General features: G+C 71.6%; 25 protein-coding genes. 13 read left to right on the plus strand and 12 right to left on the minus strand.

Features of this window, described 5'->3' with window-relative positions; all coding sequences use genetic code 11:
- Positions 1-4 precede the first annotated feature (4 nt).
- The 5 genes from PS467_RS27345 to PS467_RS27365 all read left to right on the plus strand — a co-directional run bounded on the left by PS467_RS27345 (position 5) and on the right by PS467_RS27365 (position 6,337).
- Positions 5-1,006: a carbohydrate ABC transporter permease gene (locus PS467_RS27345; RefSeq protein WP_311037469.1), complete on the plus strand. Its 1,002-nt coding sequence runs from the start codon at positions 5-7 to the stop codon at positions 1,004-1,006.
- On the plus strand, positions 1,003-1,833 hold the full coding sequence (locus PS467_RS27350; RefSeq protein WP_311037470.1) for a carbohydrate ABC transporter permease: 831 nt from the start codon (positions 1,003-1,005) through the stop codon (positions 1,831-1,833). Before PS467_RS27345 ends, PS467_RS27350 begins: the two co-directional genes overlap by 4 nt.
- 9 nt (positions 1,834-1,842) lie before the next feature.
- Positions 1,843-3,402: a glycoside hydrolase family 3 protein gene (locus PS467_RS27355; protein WP_311037471.1), complete on the plus strand. Its 1,560-nt coding sequence runs from the start codon at positions 1,843-1,845 to the stop codon at positions 3,400-3,402.
- 42 nt (positions 3,403-3,444) lie between these two features.
- Positions 3,445-4,515, plus strand: a complete 1,071-nt coding sequence (locus tag PS467_RS27360) for an SIS domain-containing protein (protein ID WP_268974346.1) — start codon at positions 3,445-3,447, stop codon at positions 4,513-4,515.
- Positions 4,516-4,867: 352 nt separating this feature from the next.
- Complete coding sequence (locus tag PS467_RS27365; RefSeq protein WP_311037472.1) at positions 4,868-6,337, plus strand: sensor histidine kinase; 1,470 nt, start codon at positions 4,868-4,870, stop codon at positions 6,335-6,337.
- Positions 6,338-6,535: 198 nt separating this feature from the next.
- Here the strand turns inward: PS467_RS27365 and PS467_RS27370 are convergent, their stop codons facing one another.
- Together PS467_RS27370 and PS467_RS27375 are read right to left on the minus strand one after the other, a co-directional pair.
- Entirely contained in the window at positions 6,536-6,793 is a 258-nt protein-coding gene (locus PS467_RS27370) for a WhiB family transcriptional regulator (protein ID WP_014054815.1), read from the minus strand.
- A 317-nt stretch (positions 6,794-7,110) separates the two neighbouring features.
- Positions 7,111-8,079: a diacylglycerol/lipid kinase family protein gene (locus tag PS467_RS27375; RefSeq protein WP_268974348.1), complete on the minus strand. Its 969-nt coding sequence runs from the start codon at positions 8,077-8,079 to the stop codon at positions 7,111-7,113.
- Between the two features lie 102 nt (positions 8,080-8,181).
- Here PS467_RS27375 and PS467_RS27380 point away from each other — a divergent pair, with 102 nt between their 5' ends.
- The gene (locus PS467_RS27380) at positions 8,182-8,718 is read left to right on the plus strand and encodes a hypothetical protein (protein WP_311037473.1); all 537 of its coding nucleotides are present in this window, start codon (positions 8,182-8,184) and stop codon (positions 8,716-8,718) included.
- Between the two features lie 281 nt (positions 8,719-8,999).
- Here PS467_RS27380 and PS467_RS27385 read toward each other — a convergent pair whose 3' ends face one another.
- The 4 genes from PS467_RS27385 to PS467_RS27400 form a co-directional block, all read right to left on the minus strand.
- Positions 9,000-9,905 (minus strand): RNA polymerase sigma factor SigF, encoded by a 906-nt coding sequence (locus PS467_RS27385; protein ID WP_432280637.1) that lies wholly within the window; start codon positions 9,903-9,905, stop codon positions 9,000-9,002.
- Positions 9,906-9,922: 17 nt separating this feature from the next.
- On the minus strand, positions 9,923-10,336 hold the full coding sequence (locus tag PS467_RS27390) for an ATP-binding protein (protein WP_014054819.1): 414 nt from the start codon (positions 10,334-10,336) through the stop codon (positions 9,923-9,925).
- A gap of 246 nt (positions 10,337-10,582) precedes the next feature.
- Positions 10,583-11,140 (minus strand): GNAT family N-acetyltransferase, encoded by a 558-nt coding sequence (locus tag PS467_RS27395; protein WP_268974350.1) that lies wholly within the window; start codon positions 11,138-11,140, stop codon positions 10,583-10,585.
- A gap of 113 nt (positions 11,141-11,253) precedes the next feature.
- Positions 11,254-11,514: a UBP-type zinc finger domain-containing protein gene (locus PS467_RS27400; protein ID WP_311037474.1), complete on the minus strand. Its 261-nt coding sequence runs from the start codon at positions 11,512-11,514 to the stop codon at positions 11,254-11,256.
- A 77-nt stretch (positions 11,515-11,591) separates the two neighbouring features.
- On the opposite strand from PS467_RS27400, the gene PS467_RS27405 reads away from it, so the two are divergent.
- Positions 11,592-13,205, plus strand: a complete 1,614-nt coding sequence (locus PS467_RS27405; RefSeq protein WP_311037475.1) for a Na+/H+ antiporter — start codon at positions 11,592-11,594, stop codon at positions 13,203-13,205.
- Between the two features lie 170 nt (positions 13,206-13,375).
- Here PS467_RS27405 and PS467_RS27410 read toward each other — a convergent pair whose 3' ends face one another.
- Entirely contained in the window at positions 13,376-13,966 is a 591-nt protein-coding gene (locus PS467_RS27410) for an N-acetylmuramoyl-L-alanine amidase (protein ID WP_268974353.1), read from the minus strand.
- A gap of 188 nt (positions 13,967-14,154) precedes the next feature.
- Between PS467_RS27410 and PS467_RS27415 the strand changes: the two genes are divergently transcribed.
- The 3 genes from PS467_RS27415 to PS467_RS27425 all read left to right on the plus strand — a co-directional run bounded on the left by PS467_RS27415 (position 14,155) and on the right by PS467_RS27425 (position 16,168).
- Positions 14,155-15,066: a glutaminase gene (locus tag PS467_RS27415; RefSeq protein WP_311039972.1), complete on the plus strand. Its 912-nt coding sequence runs from the start codon at positions 14,155-14,157 to the stop codon at positions 15,064-15,066.
- A gap of 92 nt (positions 15,067-15,158) precedes the next feature.
- Positions 15,159-15,383 (plus strand): hypothetical protein, encoded by a 225-nt coding sequence (locus PS467_RS27420; protein ID WP_311037476.1) that lies wholly within the window; start codon positions 15,159-15,161, stop codon positions 15,381-15,383.
- Positions 15,380-16,168 (plus strand): helix-turn-helix domain-containing protein, encoded by a 789-nt coding sequence (locus tag PS467_RS27425; protein ID WP_311037477.1) that lies wholly within the window; start codon positions 15,380-15,382, stop codon positions 16,166-16,168. Before PS467_RS27420 ends, PS467_RS27425 begins: the two co-directional genes overlap by 4 nt.
- Here PS467_RS27425 and PS467_RS27430 read toward each other — a convergent pair.
- Both PS467_RS27430 and PS467_RS27435 read right to left on the minus strand, forming a co-directional pair.
- On the minus strand, positions 16,157-16,552 hold the full coding sequence (locus PS467_RS27430; protein WP_311037478.1) for a VOC family protein: 396 nt from the start codon (positions 16,550-16,552) through the stop codon (positions 16,157-16,159). The two genes, PS467_RS27425 and PS467_RS27430, sit on opposite strands and share 12 nt — an antisense overlap.
- A gap of 146 nt (positions 16,553-16,698) precedes the next feature.
- Positions 16,699-17,637, minus strand: coding sequence for a beta-ketoacyl-ACP synthase III (locus tag PS467_RS27435; RefSeq protein ID WP_268974357.1), 939 nt, complete (start codon positions 17,635-17,637; stop codon positions 16,699-16,701).
- Between the two features lie 386 nt (positions 17,638-18,023).
- Here PS467_RS27435 and PS467_RS27440 point away from each other — a divergent pair, with 386 nt between their 5' ends.
- Together PS467_RS27440 and PS467_RS27445 are read left to right on the plus strand one after the other, a co-directional pair.
- Positions 18,024-18,416 (plus strand): STAS domain-containing protein, encoded by a 393-nt coding sequence (locus tag PS467_RS27440; RefSeq protein ID WP_311037479.1) that lies wholly within the window; start codon positions 18,024-18,026, stop codon positions 18,414-18,416.
- A gap of 225 nt (positions 18,417-18,641) precedes the next feature.
- Positions 18,642-19,079 (plus strand): STAS domain-containing protein, encoded by a 438-nt coding sequence (locus PS467_RS27445; protein ID WP_432280638.1) that lies wholly within the window; start codon positions 18,642-18,644, stop codon positions 19,077-19,079.
- Positions 19,080-19,210: 131 nt separating this feature from the next.
- Here the strand turns inward: PS467_RS27445 and PS467_RS27450 are convergent, their stop codons facing one another.
- Positions 19,211-19,420 carry a hypothetical protein gene (locus PS467_RS27450; protein WP_311039974.1) on the minus strand — a complete coding sequence of 70 codons (210 nt, stop codon included), beginning with the start codon at positions 19,418-19,420 and terminating at the stop codon, positions 19,211-19,213.
- A 234-nt stretch (positions 19,421-19,654) separates the two neighbouring features.
- Complete coding sequence (gene snpA / locus PS467_RS27455; protein WP_311037480.1) at positions 19,655-20,320, minus strand: snapalysin; 666 nt, start codon at positions 20,318-20,320, stop codon at positions 19,655-19,657.
- Between the two features lie 305 nt (positions 20,321-20,625).
- Between snpA and PS467_RS27460 the strand changes: the two genes are divergently transcribed.
- Positions 20,626-21,738, plus strand: coding sequence for a LysR family transcriptional regulator (locus PS467_RS27460; RefSeq protein WP_311037481.1), 1,113 nt, complete (start codon positions 20,626-20,628; stop codon positions 21,736-21,738).
- Positions 21,739-21,799: 61 nt separating this feature from the next.
- Here PS467_RS27460 and PS467_RS27465 read toward each other — a convergent pair whose 3' ends face one another.
- Positions 21,800-24,259 (minus strand): SpoIIE family protein phosphatase, encoded by a 2,460-nt coding sequence (locus tag PS467_RS27465; protein WP_311037482.1) that lies wholly within the window; start codon positions 24,257-24,259, stop codon positions 21,800-21,802.
- Positions 24,260-24,276 lie beyond the last annotated feature (17 nt).

Below are 24,276 nucleotides of genomic sequence, written 5' to 3' on the forward strand. Positions count from 1 at the left end.
CGCGATGGCCGTGACCACCGAACGCAAGGACCCCGGCCCGGCGGCGGCCGGGGTCCGCCGGAGCGGGGCCCCGCCGGCCCCGGGCCGCGCGGCCCCGGGCACCCCCGGGCGCGGACGGCTGACCGGCGCCGCCCCCTACCTGCTCCTGCTGCCCGCGCTGGCGGTGACCGCCGTACTGCTGGGCTGGCCGCTGGTCAAGAACGGCATGCTGTCGTTCCAGAACCTCAATATGCGGCAGCTGATCCAGCACCTCACCGAGTGGAACGGGGTCGACAACTACCGCGAGACGCTGACCAGCGAGGACTTCTGGGGCGTCACCCTGCGGTCGGTGATCTTCACCGGGGTCAACGTGGTGCTGATCATGGTGCTGGGCACCCTGGTCGGACTGCTGCTGGCCCGCCTCGGCAGCAAGATGCGGCTGCTGCTCTCGGTCGGTCTCGTCCTGGCCTGGGCGATGCCCGTCATCGCCGCCACCACCGTCTTCCAGTGGCTGTTCGCCACCCGCTACGGGGTGGTCAACTGGGTCCTGGACGCCCTCGGCTGGCACTCCATGGCGGACTACAACTGGACCGGCGACCAGTTCTCCACCTTCTTCGTCATCACCGTGCTGATCGTCTGGCAGTCGATCCCCTTCGTGGCGATCAACCTCTACGCCGCGACCACCACCATCCCCGGGGAGCTCTACGAGGCGGCCGCGCTGGACGGCGCCGGCACCTGGAAGAGCTTCACCTCGGTGACCTTCCCCTTCCTCAAGCCGTTTCTGCTGGCCACGACGTTCCTCGAAGTCATCTGGGTCTTCAAGGCGTTCGCCCAGGTCTTCGCGATCAACGAGGGCGGCCCCGAACGGCTCACCGAAACCCTCCCCGTCTACGCCTTTATCGAGGGCATGGGCAATCAGCACTACGGCATGGGCGCCGCGATCTCGCTGCTGACCATCGTGGTCCTGCTCGCGCTGACCTCCTACTACCTCCGGATCGTGCTCAGGCAAGAGGAGGACGAGCTGTGAAGCGCTCGCCGCTCGCCCGGCTGTGGCCCAACGCGACCGCCGTCGTGCTCTTCATCGGCTTCGCGTTCCCCGTCTACTGGATGTTCACCACGGCCTTCAAGCCGACCTCGGACATCGTCTCCGAGGACCCGGTGTGGTTCCCGACCGCGGCCACTTTCGAACACTTCCAGAAGGCCGTCGACGCCGACAATTTCTGGACGCTGGTGGGCAACTCCCTCACCGTCACCGTCTCGGCGGTCGTCCTCTCCCTGGTGATCGCGCTGCTCGCCTCGTTCGCCCTGGCCCGGCTGCGGTTCAAGGGGCGCCGCGGCTTCCTGGTGACCTTCATGATCGCGCAGATGGCGCCCTGGGAGGTCCTGGTCATCGCCATCTACATGCTCGTACGCGACGGCGACATGCTGAACAGCCTGCTTCCGCTCACCCTGTTCTACATGGTCATGGTGCTGCCCTTCACCATCCTCACGCTCCGCTCCTACGTGGCCGCGATCCCCAAGGAGCTGGAGGAGTCGGCCATGGTCGATGGCTGCACCCGTACGCAGGCGTTCATCCGGGTGATCTTTCCGCTGCTGGCACCCGGCCTGATGGCCACCTCGCTCTTCGGCTTCATCACCGCCTGGAACGAATTCCCGCTCGTCCTCATCCTGAACAAGGACCCGGAGGCCCAGACGCTCCCGCTGTGGCTGTCCAGCTTCCAGACCGCCTTCGGCGACGACTGGGGGGCGACCATGGCGGCTGCCTCGTTGTTCGCCATCCCGATCCTGCTCCTGTTCCTGTTTCTGCAACGCAAGGCGGTCGGTGGGCTCACTTCCGGCGCTGTGAAGGGATGATCCCGACATATGACGACCCTCACGCACGACTCCGCCACCCTCACCCGCGACGCACTCGCCGTTCTCCAGCCCGGCTTCACCGGCACGGCCGCCCCCGACTGGCTGCTGCGCCGGCTCGGCGAGGGGCTCGCCTCCGTCGGCCTGTACGGCCGCAACATCGCCACGCCCGAGCAGCTGGGCGCCCTCACCGCCCAGCTGCGCGCCGAGCGCCCCGACGTCCTGGTGGGGATCGACGAGGAGGGCGGCGACGTCACCCGGCTGGAGGTGCGCACCGGCTCCTCCTTCCCCGGCAACCTCGCGCTCGGCGCCGTCGACGACCCGGAGCTGACCCGCGCCGTCGCCCGCGAGCTGGGCCGCCGCCTCGCGGAGTGCGGCGTCAACCTCAACTGGGCGCCCTCCGCCGACGTCAACTCCAACCCCGATAACCCGGTCATCGGCGTGCGCTCGTTCGGCGCCGAGCCCGACCTCGTCGCCCGGCACACCGCCGCGTACGTCGAGGGCCTCCAGAGCGCCGGGGTCGCCGCCTGCACCAAGCACTTCCCCGGCCACGGCGACACCGCCGTCGACTCCCACCACGCGCTGCCGCGCATCGACGCCGATCCCGACACCCTGGCCGCCCGCGAACTGGTGCCCTTCCGCGCCGCCATCGCCGCCGGGACCAAGGCCGTGATGAGCGCCCACATCCTGCTGCCCGCGCTCGATCCCGCCCTGCCCGCCACCCTCAGCCCCGCCGCGCTGCACGGACTGCTGCGCCGGCCCGTGGCCGACGGCGGACTCGGCTTCGAGGGACTGATCGTCACCGACGGCATGGAGATGCGGGCCATCGCCGACGCGTACGGCATCGAGCACGGCAGCGTCCTGGCGATCGCCGCGGGCGCCGACGCCATCTGCGTGGGCGGCGGACTCGCCGACGAGGACACCGTGCTGCGGCTGCGCGACGCGCTGGTCACGGCCGTCATCGAGGGACAGCTGGCCGAGGAGCGGCTGGCCGACGCGGCGGCCCGGGTGCGCGCCCTGGGGGAGTGGACGCGGCACTCCGCGGGACCGCGCGCGGCGCACGGCGTCGAGCCCGCCGCGGGGGTGGGGCTCGACGCCGCGCGCCGCGCGCTCCGCGTCACCCCGGCCGGGCCGTCGTACGAGCCCCTGACCGGACCCGGCTACGTCGTCTCCCTCACCCCGGTCGCCAACATCGCCGTAGGCGACGAGACCCCCTGGGGCGTCGCCGCCGAACTGACCCGGCTGCGCCCCGGCACCGGGACCGCCACCTACGGGCAGCAGGACGCCGAGGACCGGGGCGTCCCGGCGCTGATCGAAAATATGCTCGACGCCGCGGCGGGCCGTAGGATCGTCGCTGTGGTCCGCGATGTCCACCGTCACCCCTGGATGGCCGACGCGCTGGACGCCCTGCTCACCGCCCGGCCGGAGACGGTCGTCGTGGAGATGGGCGTGCCCCAGGCGCCGCCCGCCGGAGCGCTGCACATCGCGACCCACGGTGCCGCCCGGGTGTGTGGACGGGCGGCCGCCGAGGTGATCGCCGGCATCGGCGCCGACGACCGCCCCGGGGACTGACCCCCTCAGCACAGCCGGTACAGCCACCTGGAGGCACCCAGCATGTCCGCCACGACGACGGGCCAGCGCAGCGACCAGCCGGGCCGGATCATGTCCGGCGAGATGGCCGAGCAGCCCGCCGTGCTGCGCCGCATCCTCGACCAGGGCGCCCCGAGGATCCGCGAGGTCGCGGAGCGGATCGCCGCCCGCAACCCGCGCTTCGTCCTCCTCACCGCCCGGGGCACCTCGGACAACGCGGCGCTGTACGCCAAGTACCTGCTCGAAGTGGTGCTCGGCAAGCCCTGCGGGCTCACCTCCATGTCCACCACCACCGCGTACGGCGCCCGGCCGGACCTCACCGACGTGCTGGTGATCACCGTCAGCCAGTCCGGCGGCTCGCCGGACCTGGTCGCCTCCACCGAGGCCGCCCGCGCGGCCGGCGCGATCACCCTCGCGGTGACCAACAACGCCGACTCGCCGCTCGCGGCCGTCTCCGAATTCCACATCGACGTCCTGGCCGGGCCGGAGAAGGCGCTGCCCGCGACCAAGACCTACACCGCCGAACTGCTCGCCCTCTACCTCTTCGTGGAGGGGCTGCGCGGCGGTGACGGCGCGGCCGCCAAGGTGCTGCCCGACCTCGCCCAGCAGATCCTCGACCGCCAGGACGAGGTCCGGCAGCTCGCCGCGCGCTACCGCTTCGCCGAGCGGATGGTCCTCACCTCCCGGGGCTACGGCTATCCGACCGCCAAGGAAGCCGCCCTGAAGCTGATGGAGACCAGCTACATCCCGGCGCTCTCCTACTCCGGCGCCGATCTGCTGCACGGCCCGCTCGCCATGGTCGACAACATCTCGCCCGTCATCGCGATCGTCACCGAGGGCAAGGGCGGCCAGGCGCTGCGGCCGGTCCTGGAGCGGCTGCGCGGCCGGGGCGCGGACCTCGTCGTCATCGGCAGCGCGGCGGAGGTGGAGCGGGCCTCGGCGGGGTTCGCCCTGCCGACGGAGGGGGTCGCCGAGGAGGTCCAGCCGATCCTGGAGATCCTCCCGCTCCAGATGCTGGCGTACGAGGTGACGATCGCCCGCGGCCAGGACCCGGACGCCCCCAGGGCGCTGGCGAAGGTGACGGAGACCCGCTGAGACGCACCCGCTCAGACGCACCCGCTCAGACGCACCCGAAAAGGCTCCCGCCGCCTCGGAGGAGGCGGCGGGAGCCTTTTTGCGCTGGGACACACCCGCGGGCCGCGGCGCCAGGGCGGGACCCTCAACCCACCCGGCACCGCAGCCCGGAGTTGCGTCGGCCGAGCGGCCGACCTGAGAGGTTCCCGGGCGGTCAGGGCAGAGCGCTCCGGGTCCCCCGATCCGTCCTCCTGTGCGGGGAGAACGGAAGATCGCAGTGCTCGATATTCTGGACTAGACCACTGCTGTCTGTCCATGCTTATGCGCGAATGGGCTCATCCCCCGATGAGGGTAGGCTCGCAACGTGCCCTCCATGAACGACCTCGTCCGCCAGCACACCGCCCTCGACGACTCCGACCTCGAGTGGCTCCACCTGCTGGTCTCGGAGTGGCAGCTGCTCTCCGACCTCTCCTTCGCCGATCTCGTCCTGTGGGTCCCCACCAGTGACGGCACCCGGTACGTCTCCGTGGCGCAGATGCGGCCGAACACCGGCCCCACCTCCTACCAGGACGACATGGTCGGCCATCTCGTTCCCCGCGGCCGCCGCCCGATGCTCGACGCCGCCCTCGACGAGGGCCGGATCGTCCGCGAGGGCGACCCCGAGTGGCGCGAGGAGGTGCCGGTGCGGGTGGAGTCCATCCCGGTCCGGCGGGAGAGCCGGGTCCTCGGTGTGATCGCGCGGAACACCAATCTGCTGACCGTACGGACCCCCAGCCGACTGGAACTCACCTATCTCCAGAGCGCGTCCGACCTCGCCCAGATGATCGCCGCGGGATCGTTCCCCTTCCCCAACCAGCAGGTCGACATGGACGCCTCACCGCGCGCGGGCGACGGGCTGATCCGGCTCGACGCGGACGGGGTGGTCCAGTACGCGAGCCCCAACGCGCTCTCCGCCTACCACCGGCTGGGGCTCGCCGCCGATCTCGTCGGTCACCATCTGGGCCGGACCACCGCCGAACTCGCCCCGGTGCGCGGCCCGGTGGACGAGGCGCTGGTCAAACTGGCCAGCGGCTGGGCGCCCCGGGAGTTCGAGGTGGAGGGCGGCGACGGGGTCATCCAGCTGCGGGCCATCCCGCTCAAGCCCAAGGGGCTGCACATCGGCTCGCTCGTCCTGCTCAGGGACGTCACCGAACTGCGCCGCCGGGAGCGCGAGCTGATCACCAAGGACGCCACCATCCGGGAGATCCACCACCGGGTGAAGAACAACCTCCAGACGGTGGCGGCGCTGTTGCGGCTCCAGGCCCGCCGGATGGACTCCGCCCAGGGGCGGGAGGCGCTCAACGAGGCGGTGCGCAGGGTCGGTTCGATCGCGATCGTCCACGAGACCCTTTCGCAGAACCTCGACGAGCGGGTCGAGTTCGACGACATAGCCGACCGGGTGCTGTCGATGGTGGCCGAGATATCGCCCGGCAAGGTGACCGGCAGCCGCACCGGACGCTTCGGCATCCTCGACGCCGAGGTCGCCACCCCGCTGTCCATGGTCCTCACCGAGGTGCTGCAAAACGCGCTGGAGCACGGCTTCGGAGCGGGGGAGCAGGGCACGGTCGAGGTCTCGGCGGTGCGCGGTGGCGGCGGCGAGGAGAGCCGGCTGATGGTGATCGTCCAGGACGACGGGCGCGGGCTGCCGGAGGGATTCGACCCGCAGCGGGCCGGAAACCTCGGGCTCCAGATCGTCCGCACCCTGGTGGAGGGTGAGCTGGGCGGGACCTTCGACATGGTGCCCGCCCCGGAGCGCGGCACCCGCGTGGTGCTGGACTTCCCGGTGGGCGCCGAAAAGCGCTGAGACGCTGACCACATCAGGGGCCTGAACGCGAAAAGCGACGCCGACCACATCAAGTGAAAAGCGACGCTGACCACATCAAGCACCCGACCACATCAAGCACTGAGCCCCGGACCGTTCCGGTCCGGGGCTCAAAGCTCATGATGCTGTGCGCATGGGGGGTACTACGCGCTGCGGCTCGGGGGCCACGGGGTGCGGGCTTCAGGCGCTGGCGTTGCGTGCCCGGTTGCGAGCGGCACGGCGCTTCATCGCGCGGCGCTCGTCCTCGCTCATTCCACCCCAGACGCCGGAGTCCTGGCCGGACTCAAGCGCCCACTGCAGGCACTGCTCCATGACGGGGCAGCGGCGGCAGACGGCCTTGGCTTCCTCGATCTGCAGCAGCGCAGGACCGGTGTTGCCGATGGGGAAGAACAGCTCGGGGTCTTCCTCGCGGCAAACGGCGTTGTGACGCCAGTCCATGGCTGCTCCATCTCCTCGTATTGCGGGCTCGTTGCTTGTGAATGTGAACGCTTTCACGAATCCCTCGACAAGGGTAGGGACGCCGACCAGTCAGGACTGGTGCGGTCCCGTGGATTGAGGAGGGGGTTCGGGCTCTCAAGGGGGCCTTCCGGAGGCCGTCCCGATCGCCAAGAAGAGATTCGCAAACCTCGGCGGCGGATACAACCCCTTCCGGAAAGTTTTTTTTGATTCCTTGGTGTCGGCTCTGTCACAGCCGTACTTCCGGTGGGTGGATCCCAGGCTAAACGTTCGACTGGAAGGACTTTTTGGGGTCTGACTCACACAATCACACGCAGTGCACGGCGTACGCCTGTGAACGTCACGCTCGTACGCAGTCCCAGATGGTCACCGTCCATCTGGAACGGCAGTGGCGCCTGGGATTGCAAGGTGAAGTCCGTCAGATCGTGGAGTGACACCGCGCCCTTGCCGCGCGGCCCGCGCTCGGGGCTCGACATCAGCAGCTGGGTCGCATAGCGGGTCATCGCGGGCGCCGACAGCTTGGCCAGTCCCAGCACGTCGAGGGCGGTGTCGAAGGACGCCTTGGGGGCCGCGTAGACCGGGCGGTTGCCCAGATAGGTCCAGGGGGCGGTGTTGCAGACTATCGACAGCGCCAGCTCCTCGATCGGGTCCTCACCCGGCCGCTGAAGGGTGATGGTGCCCTGTCGCCGGTGCGGCTCCCCGATGAACTGCCGCACCATTTGCCGTATGTAAAGGGCGTGCGTGGACCGCCTGCCGCGCTCGCGCTGCTGCTCGACCCGGCCGATGACGCTCGCGTCGAAGCCGAGGCCCGCGCAGAAGGTGAACCAGCGGGCCGGAACCGACTCGTCCCGGGTGCCCGGCGTACCGGCCGCGAGTCCGAGGCCCACGGTCCGCTCGGTGCCGTCCCGCAGCGCGTCCAGCAGGGCACCGGTCGCCTCGACGGCGTCGTTGGGCAGCCCGAGCGCGCGGGCGAAGACATTGGTGGAGCCGCCCGGGACGACCGCGAGCCGGGGCAGCTCGCGCGGGGCGGGGCCATGGTGGAGCAGTCCGTTGACGACCTCGTTGACGGTGCCGTCGCCGCCCAGCGCGACCACCAGTTCATGGGTGCCGCCGTCGACCGCCCGCCGGGCCAGATCGCGCGCATGCCCCCGGTACTCCGTGGTCGCCACATCGAGCTTCAGATCACTGGCGAGCGCGTGGATCAGAACGTCCCGGGTGCGGGCACTGGTGGTGGTTGCTGCCGGGTTGACCACGAGAAGTGCGCGCATGCGCGCCAGCCTACCCATCCGAGCCGACCGGCCCCAGGGGGGTCCGACCCTTCCGCCGGATCTGCGCGGCGTCCACGGCGCGAAGGCGGCTAGGCTGCTGGGGTGAGCAGTAAGAAGTCCGCTACCGCGAAGAAGGCGCAGAGGGCCACGGCGCAGCAGGCGACCGGGCGCAAGGCCGCGGCGCGGCCGGACGCCAAGGCCACCGAGGCCGCCAAGGCGACCGACGCCGCCGACGCCGCGCCCACCGGGCCCCGCCCCGCCCGGCTCACCGCCGCGGCGGTGCTGGCCGCCGTGGAGGGCGTGGTGCTGCTGGGCTTCGGCGCCTATGTGCTGATCATGGGGCTGACCGGAGATCCGGAGAGCCCCCAGCAGGCGGAGATGCTCGGGGTCACCGTGGTCGCGCTGGCCCTGCTCCCGCTGCTGGCGGCCCGCGGGCTGTGGCTGCGCCGCCGCTGGAGCCGCGGCCCCGCGACGATCACCCAGCTGATGGCGCTGCCGGTGGCCTGGACGCTGGTGCAGAACGGCGGCGGGCTGATCGCCGCCGGTGTGGCCACCGCCGTCGCGGCCCTCGCCGTCCTGGCGCTGCTGATCAACCCGACGGCGACCGAGGCCCTCGGCATCGGCCCCCGCGACGCCTAGGGGCCGGTCCCGCCAAGGTTCTGCGCCGCTCACCGTCCTGGCCGGCCGCCCCCGCTACCGCTGGGAAGTGCCCTCGGCGGCGCCGCCGAACCGACCGAACGGTCGCAGCTGACCGGACAGTCGCAACCGACCGGACAGTCGCAGCTGACCGCACCGGGACGCCTCGCCACCGGGCACACCTCGACGGACGCGGCACCGGGGTCTTCTGACGGCGCCCGGCCGTCGGGGACCCGCGCGGCCGGTGCCCGGGAGGGCCGGGCACCAGGGGCCACGTGGGCTCCCTACTCCTCGACCAGCAGCTTGTCGCGCAGTTGCGCCAGGGTGCGGGCCAGCAGCCGGGAGACATGCATCTGGGAGATGCCGACCTCCTGCGCGATCTGCGACTGCGTCATATTGCCGAAGAAGCGCAGCAGCAGGATCTTCTTCTCGCGCGGCGGCAGATCCTCCAGCAGCGGTTTGAGCGACTCGCGGTACTCGACACCCTCCAGCGCCTCGTCCTCCGCGCCGAGGGTGTCGGCGACCGCCGGGGACTCGTCGTCGGTGTCGGGTACGTCCAGGGACAGGGTGCTGTAGGCATTGGCGGACTCCAGCCCCTCCAGCACCTCCTCCTCGGAGATGGACAGATGCTGGGCCAGCTCATGGACGGTCGGGGCGCGGCCATGCCGCTGGGAGAGCTCCGCGGTGGCCGTGGTCAGCGACAGCCGCAGCTCCTGGAGCCGGCGCGGCACCCGCACCGCCCAGCCCTTGTCGCGGAAGTGCCGCTTGATCTCGCCCACGACCGTGGGCGTCGCATAGGTCGAGAACTCCACCCCGCGGTCCGGATCGAACCGGTCCACGGACTTGATCAGCCCGATGGTGGCGACCTGGGTGAGATCGTCCAGCGGCTCGCCGCGGTTGCGGAAGCGCCGGGCCAGGTGCTCCACCAGGGGCAGATGCATACGCACGAGGTGGTTGCGCAGCTCGGCCCGCTCGGAGGAGCCCTCCGGCAGCCGTCGCAGCTCGGCGAACATCGCCCGCGCGCCGCTCCGGTCATGCGGATCGTGCTGCTGATGCGCCTGCTCGTGCTGATCCATGTGGTCCGCCCGCTCTGGTCGGTCTCCTGCCGCCTCCGAGTCCGCGGGATGCGGCCGGGACGGCGGGTGCGGGATGGCCGGGGTACCCACTCCCCGCGATGATGCAGTGCTCACGGAGCCCCCTTGTTCCGTCACGGCTGTCCGGGGCCGGCGCCGCGCTCCTTGTACAGGCTGATGCTGACCGTTCGGTCCTCGGCCACGGTCGAGTCCACCTTGCCCGCCAGTGCGGAGAGCACCGTCCAGGCGAAGGTGTCGCGCTCGGGGGCGCGGCCGTCGGTGGTCGGAGCCGAGACGGTCACCTGAAGTGCGTCGTCGATCAAACGGAAGACGCAGCTCAGCACACTGCCGGACACGGCCTGTTGCAGCAGGATCGCGCATGCCTCGTCAACGGCGATACGCAGATCCTCGATTTCGTCGAGGGTGAAGTCCAAGCGGGCTGCGAGGCCGGCGGTCGCCGTACGCAGCACCGACAGATAGGCACCCGCAGCGGGCAGCCGGACTTCCACGAAGTCCTGGGTCCCGGGCTCGCCTGCGATCTGGGACACCCTCACCTCCAAGGTGACACAAGCTTGTTGAGCTGAGCTGATTGGAGCGTCGGCCCGGAACCCTTATGGTGGAGGGTGGACGGACCGGCGCTGTATGTAGTTCGGCTGCGACGCTATCGCGATCTGCGGTGCGATGTCGCCCGGACGAAGCACGGCCCCCATCACGGGTGAACCCCGCCCCGCAAAGTCGCGATATCACTCATAGTAAGCACATGAGTACGCAGCGTGGCTAGAGGGTTGGCGGTCTCAATTCGAAAGAGATGTCGCCTCACTCGCGGAATCGGTGTTCACAGTGGTGCTCACGGCGGTGCCCATGGCCTGCGCGGCCAGCGCTCGCAGGGGCTCTCCCGAGAGCCTGCGCACCGTCCATTCGTCCATCGGCTCCGCGCCGAGCGCGGCGTAGAAGCCGATCGCGGGCTCGTTCCAGTCGAGCACCGACCATTCGAAGCGGGCGTAGCCCCGCTCCACGCAGATCCGCGCCAGCTCGGCGAGCAGCGCCTTGCCGTGGCCGCCCCCGCGGGCCCGCGGGGTGACGTACAGGTCCTCCAGATACACGCCATGGGTGCCTGTCCAGGTGGAGAAGTTACGGAACCACAGGGCGAACCCCACGGGCCCGGCGGGCTCTCCGGCGCCGCCGGCCTCCTCGGCGATCAGCGCGAAGACCGCGGGATGCGCCCCGAAGAGCGCCTCGCGCAGCTGTTCCTCGGTGGCCTTCGCCTCCTGCGGAGCCCGCTCGTAGGCCGCCAGCTCCCGGATCATCGCGTGGATCGCCGGGACGTCGGACGGCGTCGCTGATCGGATCATGTGGTGAAGGCTAGCGGGCCGCGGCGACAAACGCGGCAGTCGATTCCGGAAGAACGCGGAAAACGCGAGGGCCGCGACGGCCCAGGGGACCCGGCCCCACCCGGAGCCCGGCCCTACACGATCAGCTGATCCACATAGCACCAGCGCCAGTCCTCACCCTCCTCGAAGCTGCGCATCACCGGATGGCCGGTCGCCTCGAAGTGGTGGGTGGAGTGCTGGTACGGCGACGAGTCGCAGCAGCCCACATGGCCGCACACCAGACACTTCCGCAGCTGGACGGGGTGGCTGCCGACCGCCAGGCACTCGGGACAGGTGCTGGTCTCCGGCTCCGGCTCGGGGCGCGGCAGTACGGGAACATGCGGACACTCGCTCATGATTGCCAGACTAAAGCGCCGCGCGAGCGGAACACATGGACGACCGACGGGACGACCGCCGGGGACGGGGCCGGGCGATGGACGTAGTGCCGCTGTTGATGCTGGTCGCGGGGAGCGCGGTGGTCGCCGGCGCGGCCCGCCGGACGCGGGTGCCCGCACCGCTGTTGCTGGTGGCGGTCGGGCTCGTCGGCTCATACGTGCCGGGGGTGCCCGACTACACCCTGGATCCGCATGTCGTGCTGCCCCTGGTGCTGCCGCCGCTGCTGCACACCGCGGCGCTGGACAGCTCGTACCTGGATCTGCGTGCCAATCTGCGGCCCGTCGCGCTGCTCTCGGTCGGCTATGTCCTCTTCGCCACGGTCGCGGTCGGCGTGGTCGCCCATCTGGTGATCCCGGGCCTGCCGCTGGCCGCCGCCCTGGTGCTGGGCGCGGTGGTCGCGCCGCCGGACGCCGTGGCCGCCACCGCCATCGCCCGCCGCATCGGGCTGCCCTCCCGGCTCACCACGGTGCTCCAGGGCGAGTCGCTGTTCAACGACGCGACCGCGATCACCGCCTACCGGGTGGCGGTGGCCGCGGCGGTGGGGGAGGGGGTCAGCTGGACCGAGGGGGTGCGGGAGTTCGTCTTCGCGGCCGTCGGCGGGGTCGTGGTCGGTCTGATCCTGATGGTGCCGCTGCACTGGCTCCGCACCCGGCTGCGGGACCCGCTCCTCCAGAACACCCTGTCGCTGCTCATCCCCTTCGTCGCCTACGCCGCCGCCGAACAGGTCGGGGCATCGGGCGTGCTCGCCGTCGTGGTGGTCGGGCTCTACCTCGGACACCACTCCTGGCAGGTCGACTTCGCGACCCGGCTCCAGGAGGCGGCGGTCTGGCGGATGATCGACTTCATCCTGGAGTCGGTGGTGTTCGCGCTGATCGGGCTGCAACTGCGGGTCGTGGTGGCCGGTCTGGGGGAGTACGGGGCGGGCCAGGCCGCCTGGTACGCGGCCGTCGTCTTCCTGACCGTGGTGGCCGCCCGCTTCGTCTGGGTCTTCCCGGCGACCTTCCTGCCGCGGATGCTCTTCCCCGGCATCCGCGAGCGCGAGCCCGGCACCGACTGGACCGCCTCGGTCGTCGTCGGCTGGGCCGGGATGCGCGGGGTGGTCTCACTGGCCATCGCCTTCTCGATCCCGCAGACCGTGCACGGCGGAGGGCCCTTTCCGGCCCGCAACCTGATCCTCTTCCTGACCTTCACCACCGTCATCGGCACCCTGGTCGGCCACGGGCTCACCCTGCCCTCCCTGATCCGGCTGCTCGGGCTGCCGGGCCGCGATCCACGGGCCGAGACGCTCGCCGAGGCGCAGGCGCAGAACGCGGCGTCGCTGGAGGCCGAGCGCCGACTGGACGAACTGCTCGCCGACGAGCGCAACGCCCTGCCGCCGCCACTCGCCGCCCGGCTGCGCACGGTGCTGGAACAGCGCCGCAACGCCGTATGGGAGCGGCTCGGGGCGGTCAACGAGGTGACCGGCGAATCGGCGGACGACACCTATCGGAGGCTGGCCCGGGAGATGATCGAGGCCGAGCGGAAGGTGTTCGTGGACCTGCGGGACGCCCGGCGGATCGACGACGAGATGCTGCGGTCGCTGCTGCGCCGGCTGGACCTGGAGGAGGCGGCGCTCTACCGGGAGGGGGCCACGGAGGATGAAGGAGCCTGAGCCCCGCGCGAGGGTGTCTGAGGCTCCCTGCGAGGGCTTGATCCCCGTGCGAGGGTGCCTGAGCCCCGTGCCAGGGCGCGTGAGTCCCGTGCCAGGGCGCGTGAGCCCCGTGCCAGGGCGCCTGGGGCCGGAGCCCCCCGCCCCTCCGTGGCCGTCCGCCGTCCCCGGCGCTACTTGAGCCGCTCGCGGATCCGGGCGCGCATCGCGTCCATCGTGAAGCCGCGCGGATCCACCTTGCCCGGCTGCCATTCGAGGTGGCCGATCACCGAGCGCTCGGTCCAGCCGTGATGGCGGCACACGGCGGCCGCGGCCCGTGCGATCGCGTCCAGCTGCTCCTCGGGCCACGGGTCCTCGCCATCGCCGAGGTTTTCGCACTCGAAGCCGTAGAAGGCGCGGTTGCCGTCGGTATTGGCCTCGTTGTCCGGTGGCAGCGCCTTCTCGGCGATCACCGCCCGCAGCACGTCGTCGTCGCCCAGCCCGGCGTGGTTGGCGCGGCCGTAGCCGACCAGGTGGACCCCGCCGTCCTTGGCGATCACGCCGTGGCACAGCGGGCCGGGCAGCGACTCGAAGCCGTCCCGGCAGATCTCCACCGTCTCCTCGGTGCCGGAGGTGACGGTGTGGTGGATCATCACCCCGTGCACCGGGCCCCACGGCCCCTTGTGGTTTCTGTTGTGCTGCCGCCAGTCGCCGACCTGCGTCACCCGCACGCCCTCGTCCGTCAGCGCCGCCAGGAAGTCCCCCGCGGACATGGGTGAGGCCATGACCGCCTCCGTTCTGGTCGTACGGCGGGCCCCGGTCGCGGCCCGCCTGGTTCATCTGTGGGCTTACCCATCGCACATCGATAAACACATGGAGTGATGGACGGTCGGGTGAGGGTTTCGGGTGAGGGTTATCGTGCGAACCGATCCATCCGCTCGTCGTCGCACGGGAGACGCACCGCACCATGACCATGGACTACCAGGCAGTGCTGGAGGAGGTCGCGGCCCATGTGAAGCCGCGGATCGGCCGGGGCCGGGTGGCCCAGTACATCCCGGCGCTCGCCTCGGTGGACCCGGACCACTTCGGGATCGCCCTCGCCGACACCGACGGCCGGGTCGCCGGGGTCGGCGACTGGGAGCGGCCCTTCTCGATGCAGTCCATCTCCAAGGCGTTCAGCCTCGCGCTGGTGCTCGCCGAGGACGGCGAGAAGCTGTGGCGGCGGGTCGGCCGGGAGCCCTCGGGCAACCCCTTCAACTCCCTGGTGCAGCTGGAGTACGAGAACGGCATCCCGCGCAACCCGTTCATCAACGCCGGGGCGCTCGTCGTCACCGACCGGCTGCACACCCTTACCGGCGACGCCAGCACCACCATGCTGGACTTCCTGCGCGCCGAGAGCGGCAATCCGGACCTCGCCTTCGACCAGGAGGTCGCCGCATCCGAGGCCGCCCATGGCGACCGTAATGCCGCCCTCGCCCACTTCATGGCCGGCTACGGCAACCTCGACAACCCCGTGCCGACCGTCCTGGAGCACTACTTCTGGCAGTGCTCGATCCGGATGAGCTGCCGGGACCTGGCGCTGGCCGGCGGTTTCCTGGCCCGCCACGGGCTGCGCGCGGACGGTTCGCGGCTGCTGTCGCGCAGCGAGGCCAAGCGGGTCAACGCGGTCATGCTCACCTGCGGTACGTACGACGCGGCCGGTGACTTCGCCTACCGCGTCGGGCTGCCCGGCAAGAGCGGCGTCGGCGGCGGCATCGTCGCGGTGGTCCCCGGCCGCTGCACGCTGTGCGTCTGGAGCCCCGGCCTCGACGCGCGCGGCAACTCGGTGGCCGGACTGGCGGCCCTGGACCACTTCACGACGCTGACCGGCTGGTCCGTCTTCTGACAACCTTCCGGCCGGTGACGGGCGGAGGTGGCGCCCGGCCCGGCACGGCGGGAGCATGGAGGGTAGTGGTGGTGAGCAGGAGGTGTACCGCCATGCAGCATGAGATGCGCGCCGAATACGAGGAGGGCAGCTCCGGGCGGGTCGCGGGCGCACCGGTCAAGATCTGGCACATGGTCCGCGCCAACGGAACGACGGCGATGTGCGGACGGGAACTGGACCCGGACGCCGAGACCCAGGCCGCCGACCTGTGGGCCACGAGCGACTCGGGCCCCTTCTGCCACTCGTGCGGTGCGATGTATCTGCGCGAGGTCCCTTGAGCGCGTACCGGGAACGGAGGGCGCTGATCGGCGGCGGCGCCGTGGTGTGGACCCGTACGGCCGGCGCCGGACCGCAGCGGGTGCTCCCGGACGGCTGCACGGATCTGATCTGGAGCGACGCCGGACCGGACGGCGAGCTGTTCGTCGCGGGTCCGGACACCCGCGCCCATCTGGCCTCCGGCCCGCCGGGCAGCCGCGCCGTGGGCCTGCGGTTCGCCCCTGGTGCGGGTCCCGCCGTGCTCGGCGTACCGGCGCATGAACTCCGGGACCTGCGGGTGCCGTTGGCCGCGCTCTGGCCGGACGCGGAGGTCCGGCGGCTGGCCGAGCGGATCGCCGAGGGGATCGCCGAGGGGATCGGCGAGGGGATCGGCGAGGGGATCGGCGGGCGGATCGGCGGCCGGGGCGCCGGGCGCGAGGCGGCTCCGGGACGCGTCCTGGAGGAAGCCGCCCTGGGCCGGCTGCGGATGGCGGAACCCCCTGATCCGGTGCTCGCCGCGATCGTCGCGGGGGTCTCGCGCGGGACGGGAGTGGCCCGGATCGCCGCCGCCGTGGGGCTGGGAGAGCGGCAGCTGCGCCGCCGCTCCCTCGCCGCGTTCGGCTACGGCCCCAGGACGCTGGGCCGGGTGCTCCGGCTGAACCGCGCCCTGGACCTGGCGCGCACCGGTCTCCGCTTCGCGGAGGTCGCGGCGGCGGCGGGCTACGCCGACCAGGCCCACCTCGCCCGCGAGGTGCGGACACTGACGGGCGTCCCCCTGGGCCGTCTGCTCCAGGGGTCAGGAGGGTAGCGGGGCGAAGAGGTCCACGCCGTTGCCGTCGGGGTCGAGGACCACCGCGTAGCGCTGCCCCCACACCGCGTCCCACGGCTCCTTCTCCCCGCGCGCCCCCGCCGCCACGAGGTCCCGGTAGGTCTTGTCCACCTCGGCCGGGCTGTCGCAGAGGAAGGCCAGTGACACCCGGTGGGACCCGGCCGGCGGTGTCCACTCCGGGTCGAAGGAGCGCACCGTCTCGACGGTGTCCCACATCAGCCGTGTCCCGCCGGGCAGGGTGGCCTCGGCGTGGGGCTGGGTGTCGGCCTCGGCGGGGAGGTCGAGGCCGAGGCCGCGGTAGAAGGCGAGGGACGCCGCCATGTCGGCGACGACCAGGCCGATGGCGTTGAATCGTGCTGTCATGCGGGCAGCGTAGGCAGCGCGCCGGCCGCCGGTCTTGAACGAATCGGACTCCCGGCCGGGACCGCCGGGGGCCGTCGGAGCGCCGTCGGGACGCCGGGACGCCGTCGGGGGCCGCCGGGGGGCCGCCGGGAGCCGTCGGGGCGCTGTCAGGGGCAGCGGATGACCTGGCCGGCGTACGACAGATTGCCGCCGAAGCCGAAGAGCAGCACCGGGGCGCCGGAGGGGACCTCCCCGCGCTCGACGAGCTTGGAGAGCGCGAGCGGAATGCTGGCCGCCGAGGTGTTGCCGGACTCCACCACATCGCGGGCGATCACCGCGTTGACCGCGCCCAGCTTGCGGGCGACCGGCTCGACGATCCGCAGATTGGCCTGGTGCAGCACCACCCCGGCCAGGTCCTCCGGGGCGGTACCGGCCCGTTCGCACACCTTCCGCGCGATGGGCGGCAGCTGGGTGGTGGCCCAGCGGTAGACGGTCTGGCCCTCCTGCGAGAAGCGGGGCGGGGTGCCCTCGATGAGGACCGCGCCGCCCATCTCCGGTACCGAGCCCCACACCACCGGGCCGATGCCCGGCCGCTCGGCGGCCACCACCACGGCCGCGCCCGCGCCGTCGCCGGTCAGGACGCAGGTGGAGCGGTCGGTCCAGTCGGTGGCCGCGCTGAACTTCTCCGCGCCGATCACCAGGGCCGCGGTGGCCGCCCCGGCCCGGATGGTGTGGTCGGCGGTGGCGAGGGCGTGGGTGAACCCGGCGCACACCACGTTGAGGTCCATGGTGGCGGGGCAGGGCAGCCCGAGCCGGGCGGCGACGCGGGCCGCCATGTTGGGGCTGCGGTCGATCGCCGTACAGGTGGCGACGAGCACGAGGTCGATGTCCGAGGGGGCGAGGCCGCTGTGGGCCAGCGCCTTGGCGGCCGCCGCCGCGGCCATCTCGTCGACCGTCTCGTCGGGGCGGGCGAGGTGCCGGGTGCGGATGCCCACCCGGCTGCGGATCCACTCGTCGCTGGTGTCGACCATGGCCGCGAGGTCGTCGTTGCCGAGCACTTTCGCGGGCTGGTAGTGGCCGAGCGCCAGTACGTGCGAGCCGGTCATCGGTCATCCCCTTCGCGCCAGTGCCGACATATCCACGCCTTTTGCGGGGATCTCGACGCACAGTCTGCGGTGTGTCCAAGCTTGAGGGGAGCAGACGTGCCGTGCGCTCGGGTTACTCACCAATCCTGGCCGCCGAGATCTGGAGCTTTCGGCCTTTCCTCGGCAGGGGGCGAGGCTGGGTGACGGAAGGGAGTGACACCTGACCGCGGCTCAGGACAGCCGAGGGGTCTTAATAGGTCAACGTCATGTGCCTGGCGGTTCGTTGACTGGTCAGCCGGTAGATGGGTATGTCACCTACTGAAGGGCCGGCCTGGACCCCGGCGATGACCGGCGTGGCCGTGGGCTCCGGTGTCGCGCGCCTCCACCAGGTGGTCAAGGAGGCTTGCATGTTCGATGATCGGCCCGCCTTCGGCGTCCGAGTCCACGTGGTCGGCGGCGTCACCGTCGCCGAGATCGCGGGAGAGCTGGACATCTTCGCCGCGGGGCGGATCGTGGCTCGGCTCGACTCCCTCGCTCAGGTACGGTGCCCGGATCTGGTCCTGGACCTGCGGCCGGTCACGTTCCTGGACTGTGCCGGATTGTCGTTACTGTGCCGATTGCGCAATCGTGTGCTGGAGCGGGACGGGCGGCTGCGGCTCGTCATCGACGAACCGCGGTTTCTGCGACTGCTGCGCATGGTCCGGCTGGACGACGCCTTCGAGGTGCTGGAGGATCTGACGCCGGCGATCGCGGGGGCCGCGGGTCCGGTGACCGGAGGGGGCGGTGACGCCCTCGCCTAGGGCAAAGCTGAAGAAGTGTCAATAACAAGAACCGAAATTCACTCGAACAGGCGGTCTTGACTCGTCGAATTCCGCGTCCCTGCCTCTGTAACCGGTGGTCACCCCTTTACGCTCGCGGGACGTCGCCTAAGGACCCGGCGGATTCGCACTCGATGCCCGACCTGCCCGCTTCCGGGGACCCTGACAAGGTGAGGGGGTAGTGTGCCGTTCCGAGGGGATTTCGCGATGACGCAGCCAGGCGCCTCCCGGTATGCGCCGGTGCCGCCGGCTCACGGCGCTCATGCCGCCGCCGCGGACGGCGTTGCGGACGCTGCCGCGGATGACACCGCTCCTCGCGTTCATACGTACCGGACCGGCGGGTACACCGTGGTGGAGCTCCATGGCGAGATCGACATCGCCGGGCTGGGGACTGTGGGGCCGTCGCTGGACGCGGCCACGACCGGGGACGAGCCCGCGGTGATCGTGGACTTACGGCCGGCCGCCTTCTTCGACTGTTCGGGCCTGGGACTGCTGTGCCGGGCCCATCGGCGTGTGGGGGAGCGGCACGGACGGATGCGGCTGGTCTGCGACAACGCCTTGGTCCTCCGCACCCTGCGGGCGGGGCGGCTGCTGGATGTGCTCCGCCCGGTCGCCACGCTGGACGAGGCGCTGCGGCAGGAGTAGGCACCAGGAGCGGGGGCGGGCCTGGCCTGTGCGGCGGGGTGTCGGCGGGTCTCCGGCCGCTCCCGGGCGCGGCGGTCGGCCGCTCTCAGGTACGGCGGTCGGCCGGTCCCAGGTCCGGCGGCCGGTCGGTCTCAGATCCGGCCGTCCCGGGGAGGGGGCATCCGATGGCCCCGGTGCTGCCGTCCACGGCCCCAGGGGCGATGACGGGACCGGCCGCCCGGGTGGACGTCGTGGCTCTCGGCGGACATGCGGTTGCCGTTCTGGACATTGGTCCGGTGGATCAGCAGGGCGCCCACGGCGATCAGCGCGAGGATCACGACCACGGTGATCACGGTCTCCATCGTGCTCACCCACTCCCTGGGGCCGGGCCCCAGCTGGAGGGAATCCGGCCTGTTTGTTCGGAATGCTCCTGGTGTTTATACGGTACCTCCGGGCGGAGGCGGCGTCGTTTCTCGCGGGACGCTCCCCGTGGGGTGCTCATCGGCGTCCGCGCACGCCGAACGCCCGCACCCGGCGTCGGGAACCAGGTGCGGGCGGTCAGGCCCTGATCCAGGGGATCAGTGGGTTCGGCGGGCTCAGCGGGCCGCGGCCGTCTGCTTCTCGATCGAGGCCAGACCGTTGGCCCAGAGCTGGTTGACGCGGTTGATCTCGTCCTGGTTCGGCTGCGAGTTGGTGCAGGAGGTGCCGGGGCCGCCACCGGACATCAGCTCGCTGCACGGACCCGAGTAGTGGTCCGGGAGGCCCAGCACATGGCCGGTCTCGTGCGCGGTGACCCGGGTGGAGTCGTACTCCTGGTTCTGGGCGTAGTCCAGGAAGACGTAGCCGCTGCCGTGGCCGTCGGTGCTCGCGTACGAGCCATTGGGGTCGTTGCCCTCGCGGTAGGTGAAGTCCGGGTTGCTGCCCTCCTGGAGCTTCACGTTGCTCACCGCGGCGTTCCATATCTGGGTGGAGCGGGCTATCACCGACCGGAAGGTCGGGGCCTGGCTCGCGCTGTAGGTCACCGTGACGGCCGCTGACGTGCTGGGCGACTTCGCCCGCTTGGCCAGCGCCGACTTCATCACGGCCTTGATGAAGGCGTCGGTGTCGGCCCGCTCCGCACCGCTCGGGGCGTAGGCGGCGGTCGCGGCGCCCCGCTGAGCCGTGGTGTGGTCGGGCGTGGCGGCGGACGCGGGCACGGCGGCCAGGCTCGCCGCCAGGCCGAGGCCGATGGTCGCGGACAGCGCCAGCTTGGGGAGTGACATGTGGGGGGCTCCTCATCGTCCTCGGGCCCCGGTCGCCGTGTGGGGTGGCGACCGAGGCCGTGGGATGAACTCTTGGCTGACGCAGAGTCTTGAGGAGATCCGGCCGTACGCGGAGATATCAACTGGTGATAGGACCAGGGCATATCCCTCGCCGGCATCCGGGAGCCTGCCCGACAGCCCCCGTTTGACCGCCAGTTGACCGGTGTTTGACCACCGATTGATCATTTACGGTATGGGTTTGGCGCGGTTTCAGGCTCTGGTGTGACCGATAAAAGCGCAGTTATGCTCTCGCCGTGGAGCTCGAGGTGAGGCACCTCCGTGCACTGTGCGCCATCGCCGACACCGGCAGCCTACGGAAGGCGGCGCGTCAACTGGGCATGACCCAACCCTCCTTGACGACCCAGCTCCGGCGCATCGAGAACACCATCGGCGGCCGGCTGTTCTCGCGCGAGGTCACCGGCAGTCGGCCGACCCCGCTCGGACGGTCCGTGCTGTGCCGCGCCCGGCCGATCGTGGCCGAGATGAACGCCCTGGTCAGCGAGGTCCGGCAGGAGGCGGGACGGACCGCCGACGCCCGGTTGCGCATCGGCAGCACGGGCAGCCGGGCCGTGGTCGGCTGGCTGCGCAGGCTCCGCGCCCGTTATCCGGAGGCGGACACCACCATCCACATCGACGTCTCCGCCAACGCGCTGCTCCAGATGGTGGCCGCCAACCAGCTGGACGTCGCCTTCGTCCACGAGGTCGAGGGCGCGCCGCTGCGGGTGCCCGAGGGCGTGGAACGCCGGGTGCTGGTGGCGCGGGAGCCGCAGTTCGTCGCGCTGGCCGAAACCCATCCGGCCGCCGCGCGGCCCGTGGTGCCCCTCGCCGAGCTGGCCGCCGACCAGTGGATGGTCGATCCCAGCGTGGACGGTGAGGGCCCCGGGCTGCGCCGGGTGCTGGCCGCGGCGGGGCTCAACCCCAGGGTGGTGTACGGGGACTATCTGACCGCCGCCGATCTGGTCGCCTCGGGCGAGGTGGTCACCCCGTGCCAGCCCACCGCCCGGTCCCGTCAGGGCGTGGCCGTGCGTCCGCTGCACGGCGATCCGCTGACGGTCCGGCTGTTCCTGGCCTCACGGGTGGCCCCGGCGGCCCGCACAGCGCCCGCCGCCGGACCCGCCGAGCCCGTTCGCCCTGCCGACCCCGCCGCCGGACCCGCCGCGTCCGCCCCGGGCGCCCCGGGCGCGGCGCCCGGTGATCCTCTCGACGTCGACGCCCTCTTCGGCGACCTGGAGGACGCGTACTTCGAGATCGCCTGGGCCAGCCCCACGTACCGCCAGTGGCTGGTCCGCAACGAGAGCCCGCTGCTGCGCTTCCACGACGCCCGGACGCACGAGGCGTTCGACGCCATGGGGCTCGCCGGGCCCGCCGAGGTCTCGTAGCGCGCGAGTGCGGCCGGACGCACCGCGAGTACGGCCGGACCCACCGGCCCTGGTGACACCCTCAGACCAGGCCCGGGAACTCGGCGGGCAGCCCGACCGGAAGTGTCTGCTCCGACCAGATCGTCTTGCCCTCGGTGGTCTGCCGGCTGCCCCAGCGCTGGCTGAGCCGTGCGACCAGCAGCAGACCGCGGCCGCCCTCGTCGAAGGTGCGGGCGCGGCGCATGTGCGGGGCGGTGTTGGAGGCGTCGGAGACCTCGCAGATCAGCGCGTGGTCATGGATCAGCCGCAGCTGGATGGGCGGGACGGCGTGCCGGATGGCGTTGGTGACCAGCTCGCTGACGACCAGCTCGGTGGTGAAGACGGCCTCGTCGAGCCCCCATTCGGTCAGCCGCGCCGTGACGTCCCGGCGGGACCGGGCCACGTACGCCGGGTCGGCGGGCACGTCCCAGGTGGCCACGTGCGCCGCGTCCAGGGTGCGGACGCGGGCGAGCAGCAGCGCGACGTCGTCCAGTACGCCCTGGCTGGGGAGGAGCGCCCGCAGAACGGAGTCGCAGGTGCCGTCCAGGGTGCCGACGGGGTGGGCCAGCGCGTCGGCCAGCAGCAGACGCCCCTCGTCCACATCGCGCTCCCAGCCGCCCATCAGCCCGTTGGTGTAGAGGGCGAGCACGGCGTTCTCGGGGAGTTCGGTCTCCATCGTCTCGAACGGCAGCCCGCCGACGCCCAGCGGCGGTCCGACCGGCACCGGCAGGAACTGCACGCTGCCGTCGGGCCTGGTCAGCGCCGGGGCGGGGTGTCCGGCCGCGGCCAGCGAGCAGCGGTGCGAGACCGGGTCGTAGACGGCGTACAGGCAGGTGGCCCCCACGTCCCCGGTGGTCTCCCCGGCGCTGGTCTCCGCGGCCAGATGGATCACCAGGTCGTCCAGGTGGGTGAGCAGTTCGTCCGGTGGCAGATCGACATCGGCGAGGGTGCGGACCGCCGTCCGCAGCCGGCCCATGGTGGCCGCCGCCTCGATGCCGTGGCCGACCACATCGCCCACGACCAGCGCGACCCGTTCCCCGGACAGCGGGATGACGTCGAACCAGTCCCCGCCCGCCCCCGCGTACGGCCCCGCGGGCAGATAGCGGGAGGCGACCTCGACCGCCGCCGGCTGGGGCAGGGACCGCGGCAGCAGGCTGCGCTGGAGGGCCAGGGCGGTGTCGCGTTCCCGGGTGAAGCGGCGGGCGTTGTCCACGCAGACGGCGGCCCGGGTGGTGATCTCCTCGGCCAGCAGCGCATCGTCATGGGTGAACGGCTCGGGGGTGTGGTGGCGGGCGAACACGGCCACCCCGAGCGTCGTGCCCCGCGCCCGGATCGGCACCGACATGATCGAGTGGATGCCGTACCGATGGAGCGTACGCGCGCGGTCGGGCTTCAGCGCGCCCCATGCGGCGATCGTGGGGTCGGTGACCGCGTGGATGACGGGCCGCTCCGCCAGCAGGCATTCGACCATCGGCGAGACCTCGGGGTAGCTGTCCACCTTCCCCACCTCGACCACGGATTCGGGGCTGCCCTCGTAGATGGACCGCCGGGCGGCGCGGCGCAGCCTGACCGGACCGGTGAGCGGCCCGGACGGCAGCTCCTCGTCCTGGTCCAGCCGCTCCAGCAGATCGACGCTGGCGTAGTCGGCCAGCCGGGGTACGCAGACGTCGGCGAGTTCCTGGGCGGTCCGGTCGATGTCGAGGGTGCTGCCGATCCGTTCGCTGGCCGCGCTCAGCAACAGCAGCCGCTGGCGGGCCAGATACTGCTCGGTGATGTCGTGCGAGGCCAGGCAGACCCCCTCCACCTGGCCGTCGTTCCCCCTCAGCGCGACGTACCGGATCGACCAGGCGTGCTCCTTGGCCTCGCCGCCGGCGCGCAGGTACGTCTCCACATCACGCCGCTCGCCGGTGGCCAGCACCTGGTGCAGAACCGTTTCGAGCTCCTCGCTCTGGAGCTTGCCGCCGATCTCCGCGAGCCGCAGGCCGCGCATCTCCGCTTCGGAGAGGCCGAGGACGCGGGTCATCTCGATGTTCGCCTTGCGCAGCCGCAGCCCGGCGTCGTAGATCGCTATGGGGCAGGGCGACTGTGCGTAGGCCCAGAGCACCAGCGTCTCGTCGTCGGGCCCGGTGGGCGGATCCTCCGCCCGTGGCGCCGCGGTCACCAGCAGCCAGTCGCCCTGCGGCGGTCCGCGGTGCGCCAGTATCCGCACCGGCACCTCATGGCCGTCCCGATGGCGCAGCGTCACCGTCCCGTGCCACCGGGGCTGGGTCCGGGCCCGGCGGGCCTCGGCGGTCGCGGTGTCGCCCGGATGGGCCAGCAGCTCGGCGGCGGGCCGGCCCACGACCTGTGCGGGCGAATGTCCGAGCAGCCGATGGGCACCCTCGTTCCAGCTGGTCAGTGTCCCGTCATCGCTGACGGTGGCCCTCGCCGTCCCCGTCTCGTCGAAGCCCGCATCGGCGAAGCCGCCCCACTCCTGCGCAGAGCCGTTGTCGTGGCGCTTCATGCTCGCCATCCCTCCGG

It is taken from the genome of Streptomyces luomodiensis (assembly GCF_031679605.1).
Lineage (GTDB): Bacteria > Actinomycetota > Actinomycetes > Streptomycetales > Streptomycetaceae > Streptomyces > Streptomyces luomodiensis.

Excerpts from the sequence above, each read along its gene's own strand:
- PS467_RS27345 (WP_311037469.1), top strand. The coding sequence starts at position 5 with ATGGCCGTGACCACCGAACGCAAGGACCCCGGCCCGGCGGCGGCCGGG.
- PS467_RS27355 (WP_311037471.1), top strand. The coding sequence starts at position 1,843 with ATGACGACCCTCACGCACGACTCCGCCACCCTCACCCGCGACGCACTC.
- PS467_RS27360 (WP_268974346.1), top strand. The coding sequence starts at position 3,445 with ATGTCCGCCACGACGACGGGCCAGCGCAGCGACCAGCCGGGCCGGATC.
- PS467_RS27365 (WP_311037472.1), top strand. The coding sequence starts at position 4,868 with ATGAACGACCTCGTCCGCCAGCACACCGCCCTCGACGACTCCGACCTC.
- PS467_RS27370 (WP_014054815.1), bottom strand. The coding sequence starts at position 6,793 with ATGGACTGGCGTCACAACGCCGTTTGCCGCGAGGAAGACCCCGAGCTG.
- PS467_RS27375 (WP_268974348.1), bottom strand. The coding sequence starts at position 8,079 with ATGCGCGCACTTCTCGTGGTCAACCCGGCAGCAACCACCACCAGTGCC.
- PS467_RS27395 (WP_268974350.1), bottom strand. The coding sequence starts at position 11,140 with ATGATCCGATCAGCGACGCCGTCCGACGTCCCGGCGATCCACGCGATG.
- PS467_RS27400 (WP_311037474.1), bottom strand. The coding sequence starts at position 11,514 with ATGAGCGAGTGTCCGCATGTTCCCGTACTGCCGCGCCCCGAGCCGGAG.
- PS467_RS27405 (WP_311037475.1), top strand. The coding sequence starts at position 11,592 with ATGGACGTAGTGCCGCTGTTGATGCTGGTCGCGGGGAGCGCGGTGGTC.
- PS467_RS27410 (WP_268974353.1), bottom strand. The coding sequence starts at position 13,966 with ATGGCCTCACCCATGTCCGCGGGGGACTTCCTGGCGGCGCTGACGGAC.
- PS467_RS27415 (WP_311039972.1), top strand. The coding sequence starts at position 14,155 with ATGGACTACCAGGCAGTGCTGGAGGAGGTCGCGGCCCATGTGAAGCCG.
- PS467_RS27420 (WP_311037476.1), top strand. The coding sequence starts at position 15,159 with ATGCAGCATGAGATGCGCGCCGAATACGAGGAGGGCAGCTCCGGGCGG.
- PS467_RS27430 (WP_311037478.1), bottom strand. The coding sequence starts at position 16,552 with ATGACAGCACGATTCAACGCCATCGGCCTGGTCGTCGCCGACATGGCG.
- PS467_RS27435 (WP_268974357.1), bottom strand. The coding sequence starts at position 17,637 with ATGACCGGCTCGCACGTACTGGCGCTCGGCCACTACCAGCCCGCGAAA.
- PS467_RS27440 (WP_311037479.1), top strand. The coding sequence starts at position 18,024 with ATGTTCGATGATCGGCCCGCCTTCGGCGTCCGAGTCCACGTGGTCGGC.
- PS467_RS27445 (WP_432280638.1), top strand. The coding sequence starts at position 18,642 with ATGACGCAGCCAGGCGCCTCCCGGTATGCGCCGGTGCCGCCGGCTCAC.
- PS467_RS27450 (WP_311039974.1), bottom strand. The coding sequence starts at position 19,420 with ATGGAGACCGTGATCACCGTGGTCGTGATCCTCGCGCTGATCGCCGTG.
- snpA (WP_311037480.1), bottom strand. The coding sequence starts at position 20,320 with ATGTCACTCCCCAAGCTGGCGCTGTCCGCGACCATCGGCCTCGGCCTG.
- PS467_RS27465 (WP_311037482.1), bottom strand. The coding sequence starts at position 24,259 with ATGAAGCGCCACGACAACGGCTCTGCGCAGGAGTGGGGCGGCTTCGCC.